The organism is Bergeriella denitrificans NBRC 102155, from assembly GCF_001592185.1.
Classification (GTDB): Bacteria; Pseudomonadota; Gammaproteobacteria; order Burkholderiales; family Neisseriaceae; genus Neisseria; species Neisseria denitrificans.
The window spans coordinates 1-9,899 of record NZ_BCWL01000063.1; the positions used below are offsets into that span (position 1 = coordinate 1).

Genomic DNA, 9,899 nt, shown 5'->3' on the forward strand with positions numbered 1-9,899 from the left:
TCGCGGAAAACCGCGTCAACCACTTCCGGGAAATATTTTACGGGTTTTAAGCTAGTCTTTTATTTTTTAATTGGATTTTTTTGGAAGAAATTGGGCGGATTTGGGTGGAACTGTCGAAAGCGGTGGATTGAGGCCGCCTGAAAATGGCGTCTTTTGGCTTACAGCGCCCTTCCATTTATAATGGCGGTATTTTTATTTGAAGGATTTTGTGATGTCTTTGCCTGCCTGCCCGCAATGCGGCTCTGAATATACTTATGAAGATGGCGATTTGCTGGTCTGCCCCGAATGCGCTCACGAATGGAATGAAGGTGAGCCGGCTGCTTCCGATGAGGCGGCGGCGGTTAAGGATGCCAACGGTGATACGGTTGTATTGATTAAAGACTTGAAGGTTAAAGGCAGCTCTATGGTGATTAAGCAGGGTACAAAAGTCAAAGGTATCCGTCTGCAGGATGGCGACCACAATATCGGTTGCAAAATCGACGGTACGCCGATGAATTTGAAATCGGAGTTTGTGAAAAAAGCCTGAGTGGTTTATTAATAGAAAAGCCGTCTGAAAATTCGTTTGAATTTTCAGACGGCTTTTCTATGTCTATATATGCCTGTCTTTACCCCCAATCAAAACGGCCTGTGTTATCCGCAGGCCGTCTGAATATCGGGGTATTATTTTTTGGCTTTAAACCCGAGCAGGTGCTGCGTGGTTGCGAGCCAGGCGCCGAATACGCCGAGGGCGATGACGAAGCCCAACACCAGCGCGATTTCTGCGCCGTTGAAGAAACGCCAGCCGATATTGATGGCGTAGGGTTTGAAAATCGCATCGACCATGGGGCGGACGCTGTTCAGCAGCCAGGCGCACAAGCCCAGGCTGACGGCGGCGGAAAGCAGGCTCTGCCAAACGGCTTGGTATAAAAACGGGCGGCGGATAAATGATGCGGGTGCGCCCAGCAGCTTGGTGATTTCGATTTCTTCTTTACGGCTGAGAATTTGCAGACGGATGGTATTGTGTGCCACCAATACGAATGCCATGCCCAGCGTCAGCGCTAAAAACCATAAGATTTTGTGGATGAACTCATTAATCTGATACAGGGTATGTACCCATTCGGTATCCATCGTGGCCGATTCCACCATGGGCAGCTGGGTCAGGTCGGTGTAAATCGCCTGCATCTGCGCGGGGCTGCTGTTGGCATCGGGGGTGACGATGAACACATCGGGCAGCGGGTTGTCGTCGAGCATAGACACCAAATTCTGATCCAGATTGGTTTGCAGTTCTTCCAAGCCCTGCTGCTTGCCGATAAAGCGGATTTTATCCAGCCGCTTGTCGCGCTGGAGCAGGTTTTGCACCGTATCGTTGTCGGCTTTTTCGGCGGCGGTATCCATATAAACGGTAATTTGCGGCGACTCGTTGAGCTTGCCGAGCACGCTTTGCCCGCTCTGTACGCCCAGATAAAGGAACAGCGGCAGCGTCATGGCCACGGCCAGCATCAAAAGCGTCAGCAGCGTGCCGACGGGCTGGCGCAGCAGTTGCTTCAATGCAGTACGCGCGGATTCGACGTGCAGGGAAACATAATGGATGATGCTCATGCCAAACGTCCTTTCTGCAGGCGCAAGATGCGGTGGCCGTAATCGGCCATCAGTGTTTCATCGTGCGCGGCGACGATTACGGTCGTACCCGCTTCATGGAAGGTTTTGAACAATTCCATGATGTCCAACGCATAGGCGCGGTCAAGGTTGGCCGACGGCTCGTCGGCAATCAGCAGGCTGGGCTGATGCACCACGGCGCGGGCGATACACAGACGCTGCTGCTCGCCGCCCGACAGGGTTACGGGGTCGTCCAGCTCGCGGCCTTTCAAACCGACTTTTTCAATGGCAATGCGGGCGCGCTCTTCCGCCTTGCCCGGCTGGTAGCCGATGATACGCAGCGGCAGAATAACGTTTTGCAGCACATTGCGGTCGTACAGGATTTTGTGGTCTTGAAACACGATGCCGATGTGCTGGCGCATAAAGCCGATTTGGTTGTCGTTGAGCGTGCCCAAATCCTGGTTGTTGAACCACACTTTGCCTTTGCTCGGCTTGGTGATGCCCGAAATCAGCTTCAGGATGGTGGACTTGCCCGAGCCGGAATGGCCTGCGATGAAAATCATCTCACCTTTATTGATTTGGAAGCTGACGTTTTTCAGCGCCTCAAATCCGCCCGGATAGGTCTTGGAAACTTGTTCAAAACGAATCATTAATAATCCTTAATTATTCCGGCAATCCGATAATAAATATTCATAGAGTTATCCACATATTTATCTACAACGCCGCCGCGCCGGAAAATCATGGCGGATAGCCCCTTTGATGCTGCCGAAGCGCCCGGCCGCACAGGAAAGCGGCGCGGTCGTCAATGCAATCAGGCCAGATTATAAAGCTTTCGGCGCGATTGATACAGTAGCCCGTTTTCAGACGGCTTTTATCGCTTTGCCGCGCGTTGATGCGGCATCGGGCGCACAAAAGGCCGTCTGAAAACTTATCCCGATTTTATCCACAGGTTTTTCCGGCTTCATACAACCAATCTGCCCCGCCGCAGAATATTAAGGGCGGTATTCGGGCTGCATACCGTTGGGCAGAAGCTGCCAAACATAACCTGTGGTTTTCTGTTTGCCCGCTACTTCGCCGGCTTCGTCGCCATAGCCCCAGAAATAATCCACACGCACCGCGCCTTTAATCGCGCTGCCGGTGTCCTGCGCCATAATCAGGCGGTTGAGCGCTTTGTTGGTTACCGGATGGGCGGTGGCGACAAACAGCGGCGCACCCAGCGTGATGTAGTGGCGGTCGATGGCGCCGGCATATTCGCCCATCAGCGGCGTGCCCAGCGCACCGATGGCGCCGTCGGTATTTTCCAGCTTATGGAAGAAAACATAGCTCGGGTTTTGCCCCAATACTTCGGCCAATTTCTGCGGATTTTGCTGCATATAGGCTTTGATGCCCTGCATGGTGGTTTGGCCGAGGGTCAGATAGCCTTTATTCGCCATATAGCGGCCGATAGAGACATACGGATATTCGTTTTTATCCGCATAGCCCAGCGCGACTTTTTGGCCGCTCGGGGTTTGCAGCGTGCCCGAGCCTTGAATGTGCATGAAAAACAGCTCTACCGGGTCGTCGGCATAGCCCAAAATCGGCGCTTTGCCGTTTAACGCGCCGCCGTTGATTTGCGCGCGGGTGTAATACGGCACGAAGCGGCTGCCTTCAAAGCGGCCTTTGAGCGAAGTGGTGCGGGCGGTAATCGGGAATTTCGACAAATCGGCGGTATGGCTGCCCGCTTTGTCGATGACGCCGCTGTTTTTGCCCGTAGCGCGGATACGCACGGTGGATTTGCTGTTACGCAAACTTGCAGGCAGGGACACAGACACGAAATCGTCGGGAATGCCGTAAATCGGGAAACGCGCTTTGCCGGTCTGCTTCACATCGCCGTTCATCAACGGAATATAGTAGCCGGTCACCGTACCCGCCTGCGAGCCGTTGCCGCTGACCTGCCACGGAGTGAAATAGCGTTCGAAAAAGGATTGCGCGGCGGCATGATGGTTGCGGGTTTGCGCAGCTTGGGCGCACACGTCCTGCCAGCCCGCGCGGTTTTTCAATTTCTCGCAACCGCGTTTGAACGATTGCAGGCTTTGGGCAAACTGCTGCGACGACCATTGCGGCAAATCGCCGTGGCGGACCACCTGATAAGCCGCGCCGCCGCCCGGCGTGATGGTCGTACCCAAAGCATGGGGCGTACCGGTCGGCCGGTCGGGGCCGATAACCACGCCGTCGGTCGGCGTTTTGATGCTCTTACTCGGACAAGCCGCCAAAAGCGCGGCGGTGATGCCCAACAGGGCGGCTCGGAAAAGTTTTTTCTGCATAAGGTCTTTATCGGTAAACAAAGCCGTCTGAAAATCATACGGGCAGGCTTCCGGCGGCATATTTCCCGCTTCACCCGCTCCGGCCTTAAGGCTTCAGACGGCCTAAACAAATCGGAATATCAAATGCTTGTGCATTCGGCATAACGGATTCTAACACAGAAACGGCCGCCGCCCCGATTTGCCGCATATCCGCGCCGAAAAGCGCGGCTTTGGCCGTCTGAAAACCGCGCCGTATGCCGTGGGATTAAATATTTTAAATGACCGACACTCTTTTAAGAAATAAAAATAATTTGTATTTATGAAATAATAGGCATATAAATATTTAATAAGCAGCGCAGCAGCGCACCGGCAGCAGGCAGCCGCCGCAACCGCCCTGCCTGCCCGTGTTCCATAAATGAAAGACCGCCATGTTGATGATTGCTTTTCTGATTATGCTGCGCGAAGGCATAGAAGCCGCGCTGATTGTCGGCATCGTCGCCGGATTTTTAAAGCAGTCCGGCCATTCCGACCTTATGCCGAAAGTATGGGCGGGCGTCGCCTTGGCCGCCGCAGGCTGCTTGGCACTAGGCTGGTGGCTGCACACGCTGACCGGCGAAATCCCGCAAAAACAGCAGGAATTCGTCGTCGGCGTACTCGGCCTGGCCGCAGCCGGCATGCTCACTTATATGGTTTTATGGATGAAAAAAGCCGCCCGCTCGATGAAGCGCGAATTGGAACAATCGGTTCAGACGGCCTTGAACCGCGGAAAAGGGCAAGGCTGGTCGCTGGTTGTCATGGCGTTTTTGGCCGTCGCGCGCGAAGGGCTGGAAAGCGTGTTTTTCCTGCTGGCGGTATTCCGGCAGAGCCAGACCTGGGCCATGCCCGTCGGCGCGGTTGCCGGACTGCTGGCCGCCGCCGTCATCGGCATCCTGATTTACCAGGGCGGCATGCGCCTGAACCTGGCCAAATTTTTCCGCATAACGGGCATATTCCTGATTGCCGTCGCCGCCGGACTGATTGCCGGATCGCTGCGCGCGCTGCATGAAGCAGGCGTATGGAACGCATTACAGGAAGTCGTATTCGACATCTCCCACATCCTTCACGAAGACAGCCCCCTCGGCGTACTGCTCGGCGGCTTTTTCGGCTACACCGACCGGCCGACGCAGGGAGAAATCATCGCATGGCTCGCCTACCTGATTCCCGTCGGCGCATGGTTTTTACACGAAGACAAACAAACCTGACCCGTTTTCAGACGGCCTGTACGGCAAGGCCGTCTGAAAAAACACAGTCATCCGTAAAGAATATATTCGAAGAACACAGTAATAAAACAAGGCAGCAAGCCGCAGCAACGCCGTAGCAGAAATTACGCTCCGACTATAGCATGCCGCACCGTCTGCGGCCGCATTTTACCGAGTGCGGCCATTCCACCTTTAACCACGAAAAAGGCAACAAAATGAAAACAACACCTTTCACTGCTTTGAGCATATCCGTCCTGCTGGCTCTGGGTCTCACCGCCTGCCAGCCGCCTGAGGCCGAAAAAACCGCCTCTTCCGGCGCAGCCGCCAACAGCGGCCAAGCCAACGCCGACGGCTCGTTCAACATCGCCGTCAACGACACCGCCTGCGACCCCATGGAGCTGACCGTACCCAGCGGACAAAACGTGTTCCACATCAAAAACGACTCCGCCCGCAAGCTCGAATGGGAAATCCTCAAAGGCGTGATGGTTGTGGACGAACGCGAAAACATCGCCCCCGGCTTGAGCGACAAAATGACCGTCACCCTCCTTCCCGGCGAATACGAAATGGCCTGCGGCCTGCTCACCAACCCGCGCGGCAAGCTGACCGTCACCGACAGCGGCTACCAAGACACCACTAACGAAGCCGATTTGGAAAAACTCGCCCAACCCCTGGCCGACTATAAAACCTACGTCCAAGCCGAAGCCCGCGACTTAGTAGCCAAAACCAAAGACTTCACCGCCGCCGTCAAAGCAGGCGACATCGAAAAAGCCAAAGCCCTCTTCGCCCCCACCCGCTACCATTACGAGCGCATCGAGCCGATTGCCGAACTTTTCAACGAACTCGACCCCGCCATCGACGCGCGTGCCGACGACTTTAAAGACATGGAAAAAGATCCCGCCTTTACCGGCTTCCACCGCATCGAATACGCCCTGTGGGTAGAAAAAGACACGAAAGCCGTACAGCAGACCGCCGACAAACTCATGGCCGACGTAGAAAAACTGCAAGCCGAAATTGACGCCCTCAACTTCCCGCCAAGCAAAGTCGTCGGCGGCGCAGCCGTCTTGATTGAAGAAGTCGCCGGCAGCAAAATCAGCGGCGAAGAAGACCGTTACAGCCGTACCGACCTGAGCGACTTCCAAGCCAACATCGAAGGCGCGCAAAAAATCGTCGACCTCTTCCGCCCCATGATTGCCGAAAAAAACCAAGCCCTATTGGATAAGGCAGACGCCAATTTCAAACAAGTCAACGACACGCTGGCCAAATACAAAACCGCCGACGGCTTCGAACCCTACGACAAACTCAGCGAAGCCGACCGCAAAGCCCTGCAAGCCCCGATTAACGCACTGGCCGAAGAACTGGGCCAACTGCGCGGCACCTTGGGCTTGAATTAACGCCCGGCAGTTTTTCAGACGGCCTGAAAAGCAGAAACCCGACACCGCCGGCTCACGCAAACGGGCATAACGGTGTCAGGTTTCAGACAGCTTTTCGGTTTAACGGAAGTTTCAGGCCGTCTGAAAACCGCCCCCTGATATAACCAACCAACACAACAATCATCATGAACACCGACCGCCCCGCCCAACCCGCCAAACGCACCCTCTTCAAAACCGCCCTCGCCCTCGGCGCAGGCAGCGTCTTAGCAAGCCACCTGAGCGGCTGTTCCGACAAAAAAACCGCCGCCCCGTCCAACGGAGAACACTCCGGCTTCGCCTACCCCTGCCACGGCAAACACCAAGCCGGCATCACCACACCGCACCAGCTTTTCGGCATCATGTGCGCCTTCGACGTGACCGCCCGCAACATCAAAGAATTGGAACACCTGCTGCGTACCCTCACCGCACGGATTGAATTTCTCACCCAAGGCGGCGAATATCAAGACGGCGACGCCAAGCTGCCGCCCGCAGGCAGCGGGCTGCTCGGCAAAACCTTCCGCCCCGACGGACTGACCGTAACCGTCGGCCTCGGCGCAAGCCTGTTTGACGAACGCTTCGGCCTGCAAAACAAAAAACCGCGCCATTTGCAGGAAATGCGCGATTTTCCCAACGACAAACTGCAAAAAGACTGGTGCGACGGCGACTTGAGCATCCAATTTTGCGCCTTTTCCCCCGAAACCTGCCAAGCCGCCCTGCGCGACATCATCAAACACACCGCCCAAACCGCCGTCATCCGCTGGAGCATAGACGGCTTCCTACCCAAAGCCGAACCCGGCGCCCTCGCCGCCCGCAACCTTCTGGGCTACCGCGACGGCTCCGGCAACCCCGACGTATCCGACCCCGCAACCGCCGACCAAGTATTATGGACAGGCATAGCCCCCAACAGCCGCGACGAACCCGCATGGGCCACAAACGGCAGCTACCAAGCCGTGCGCCTCATCCGCCACTTCGTCGAATTTTGGGACAGAACCCCGCTGCAGGAGCAAAACGCCATTTTCGGACGCGAAAAATACAGCGGCGCCCCGCTGGGCGGCAAAAAAGAAAGCGACACCGCCGACTACGCACGCGATCCCGAAGGCAAAACCATCCCCAAAGACAGCCACATGCGGCTGGCCAACCCGCGCGATCCCGAGTTTATGAAAAAACACCTGCTCTACCGCCGCGCCTTCAACTACTCGCGCGGCCTCTCCAAAGCAGGCCAGCTCGACGTCGGCCTGATTTTCATCTGCTACCAGGCCAATCTTTCAGACGGCTTCATCTTCGTACAAAACCTGCTCAACGGCGAGCCGCTGGAAGAATACATCTCCCCCTTCGGCGGCGGCTACTTCTTCATACTGCCCGGATTTGAAAAAGGCGGATTTCTCGGACAGAACCTGCTGTCGGCATAACCCCCGCAAAACGGAACATCGGCAATCGGTGGGCTTAAAACCACCCGAAACCAAGCACCCAAGTTAAGCCGAAATCTTGAAAAAACCAAAAAAGCCGTCTGAAAAACGCTTCACACGCATTTTTCAGACGGCTTTTTGATGCCTGCATGATAGTGTCGGCAATCAGGAAATAAGAAGCCCCGCATCAACCGATACGGGGCAACTTGGAAAGAAAGGAGGTTAAAATGGTAAGGATTCTTAATCCTGATTATCTTGTTACTTATCAGCTCGCCAGCATACTAAGTAGCAAAATCTGATTAACCAAACAGAGCGGATAAGAAGTCCGCCCACTTCCAAACTTTCTGTATTTACTTTAACCCAATCCCCCATAAAATTTCAAGGAGAATATCATGGCAAACGCTCAAACCGAACATTCCAAAAAACTGCGCGCCAAAACCGCTGCCGCACACAATAAAGCCAAGCTGGCCAGCGGCGAACGGAAAACACTCAGTCTCAACGGCAAAGCCGAAGAAATCGACACAATTAATGCCGCTATTGCCAAAGCAGGCGGCAGCAAGGTTAAAGCGTTGTCTGCCATCTGCGCCTTTTATCTGGAAAACGCCTAATCTAATGATTAATATTTACAGGCCGTTTCACCATAAAACCGAAAACGCCTGCCACGCATCATCACCGCGCCCCATACCAAAAAGAGAAGCAAATACCGTCATAATAAAAGCCGTCTGAAAAACGCTTCACACGCATTTTTCAGACGGCTTATTCAGGCAGCTATCCTACCATCCCGCCGGCAGCAAGTCCAATTTCGCCAATACCGCATAGACCGCGCTCAAGCTGTACAGCAGGAAAATCAAACCGTAAACCAGCGGATGGCTCATCCACGCCGGGCATTGCCACTCCGGCGTGCGGTTGCCGCTCGAGCGCGCGCCGCGCACAATCAGATACGGCAGAATACTCAACACCACGCCGCTGAACGCGCCCGCAAAATACAACGCGTCCACAAAACCGACCAAGCCGCTGTATGCCAAAGCAAAGGGCGGCAAAGCCACCAGCGCCACCGCGCCGCAGCGGACTTTCACATTACTGTCCACCGGCAGGCTGAAGCGGTCGGCGATATTGGTTAAAAAACTGCCGCCGATGCCCCAATAGGAAGTCAGCATCGCAAACAAAGCAAAACCGTTGGCCATAAAAAACGCCCAGCTGCCCAAAGCCGTACCCCAGCTGATGGTCGCCACCTGGCTCACATTGTCCAAACCGTTCAGCGAAATCACCGACAGCGGCACCAGCGCAATCAGGGTAAATGTGCACAACATCCCGGTAATAATCGCCTTAGGCAGCTGCTTGGGCGCATGCGCCAGCCCCCGCGCCATCTCCGGCACAATATATTGCGCGCAATAAATAAACACCACCAGATTAAACACCGGAATCATATACATCCAATCCCCGTCCAGCAGATGGCTGAAATCAGTGGAAGGAAAAAGCAGCGTCGCCCCGATCAACACCGAAAGCATCAACACCATCAAACCGGTAATCAGCTTTTCACTGCGCCCCAGCGCCTTCAAGCCCAAGCCCAAAACCAGCGCCGCCGGAATAAAGAAAATAATACTGCCCAGCTTCTTATCGATGCCGAACAAAGAATGCATCAAATCCCCGCTGCCGCTCATATACGCAATCAGCGCGCCCAACGCATTCACCGTTACCGAAGCAAACATCAGCCACGAGCCGATGCCCCCGACATAACGCTTCGCCAACCCGCTCAACTGCTCATGCTGCTTCGTGCGCAAAGTCGCCTCCGCCACATAAAGCATCGTCACCGTCGTAATGATGCCGACCACCACCAGCCAAAACAGCAGCGGCAAATAACCCGCCTTGCGGGCGGCATAAGAAACCGACAAAATCCCCGCACCGATATTAGTGCCGATAATCATCGCCACCCCTTCGGTAAACGTGATTTTTTCCGTTTTCAATACATCAGACATAGTTTCTCCTTTG

At 54.9% G+C, this 9,899-nt stretch carries 9 protein-coding genes; 5 read left to right on the forward strand and 4 right to left on the reverse strand.

The genetic code is table 11. The annotated features are described in order from the left end of the window. The first annotated feature begins 211 nt into the window (after positions 1-211). The gene (locus tag BDE01S_RS05120; RefSeq protein WP_066078196.1) at positions 212-526 is read left to right on the forward strand and encodes a zinc ribbon domain-containing protein YjdM; all 315 of its coding nucleotides are present in this window, start codon (positions 212-214) and stop codon (positions 524-526) included. Between the two features lie 134 nt (positions 527-660). Here the strand turns inward: BDE01S_RS05120 and ftsX are convergent, their stop codons facing one another. The 3 genes from ftsX to mltA all read right to left on the reverse strand — a co-directional run bounded on the left by ftsX (position 661) and on the right by mltA (position 3,878). Next, complete coding sequence (ftsX, locus tag BDE01S_RS05125) at positions 661-1,578, reverse strand: permease-like cell division protein FtsX (RefSeq protein WP_066078199.1); 918 nt, start codon at positions 1,576-1,578, stop codon at positions 661-663. Continuing rightward, on the reverse strand, positions 1,575-2,225 hold the full coding sequence (gene ftsE / locus BDE01S_RS05130) for a cell division ATP-binding protein FtsE (RefSeq protein WP_066078202.1): 651 nt from the start codon (positions 2,223-2,225) through the stop codon (positions 1,575-1,577). The genes ftsX and ftsE overlap by 4 nt, the downstream gene beginning before the upstream one ends. 342 nt (positions 2,226-2,567) lie before the next feature. Continuing rightward, the gene (gene mltA, locus BDE01S_RS05135; protein WP_066078211.1) at positions 2,568-3,878 is read right to left on the reverse strand and encodes a murein transglycosylase A; all 1,311 of its coding nucleotides are present in this window, start codon (positions 3,876-3,878) and stop codon (positions 2,568-2,570) included. Between the two features lie 410 nt (positions 3,879-4,288). Between mltA and efeU the strand changes: the two genes are divergently transcribed. The 4 genes from efeU to BDE01S_RS05155 all read left to right on the forward strand — a co-directional run bounded on the left by efeU (position 4,289) and on the right by BDE01S_RS05155 (position 8,518). Continuing rightward, positions 4,289-5,098 (forward strand): iron uptake transporter permease EfeU, encoded by an 810-nt coding sequence (efeU, locus tag BDE01S_RS05140; protein WP_066078214.1) that lies wholly within the window; start codon positions 4,289-4,291, stop codon positions 5,096-5,098. Positions 5,099-5,310: 212 nt separating this feature from the next. Beyond that, a complete protein-coding gene (gene efeO / locus BDE01S_RS05145; protein WP_066078217.1) occupies positions 5,311-6,486 on the forward strand; it encodes an iron uptake system protein EfeO in 1,176 nt (391 codons plus the stop codon). A gap of 164 nt (positions 6,487-6,650) precedes the next feature. After that, positions 6,651-7,913, forward strand: coding sequence for an iron uptake transporter deferrochelatase/peroxidase subunit (gene efeB, locus BDE01S_RS05150; protein ID WP_066078203.1), 1,263 nt, complete (start codon positions 6,651-6,653; stop codon positions 7,911-7,913). A 389-nt stretch (positions 7,914-8,302) separates the two neighbouring features. Next, positions 8,303-8,518 (forward strand): hypothetical protein, encoded by a 216-nt coding sequence (locus BDE01S_RS05155; protein ID WP_066078206.1) that lies wholly within the window; start codon positions 8,303-8,305, stop codon positions 8,516-8,518. A gap of 165 nt (positions 8,519-8,683) precedes the next feature. On the opposite strand, the gene BDE01S_RS05160 is transcribed toward BDE01S_RS05155, so the two are convergent. Then, positions 8,684-9,899 (reverse strand): aromatic amino acid transport family protein (locus tag BDE01S_RS05160; protein WP_255265793.1); only part of this gene is annotated, 1,216 nt, incomplete at its 5' end.

Coding starts and splice junctions, on each gene's coding strand:
- ftsE (WP_066078202.1), bottom strand. CDS start 2,225: ATGATTCGTTTTGAACAAGTTTCCAAGACCTATCCGGGCGGATTTGAG.
- BDE01S_RS05155 (WP_066078206.1), top strand. CDS start 8,303: ATGGCAAACGCTCAAACCGAACATTCCAAAAAACTGCGCGCCAAAACC.
- efeO (WP_066078217.1), top strand. CDS start 5,311: ATGAAAACAACACCTTTCACTGCTTTGAGCATATCCGTCCTGCTGGCT.
- BDE01S_RS05120 (WP_066078196.1), top strand. CDS start 212: ATGTCTTTGCCTGCCTGCCCGCAATGCGGCTCTGAATATACTTATGAA.
- efeB (WP_066078203.1), top strand. CDS start 6,651: ATGAACACCGACCGCCCCGCCCAACCCGCCAAACGCACCCTCTTCAAA.
- mltA (WP_066078211.1), bottom strand. CDS start 3,878: ATGCAGAAAAAACTTTTCCGAGCCGCCCTGTTGGGCATCACCGCCGCG.
- ftsX (WP_066078199.1), bottom strand. CDS start 1,578: ATGAGCATCATCCATTATGTTTCCCTGCACGTCGAATCCGCGCGTACT.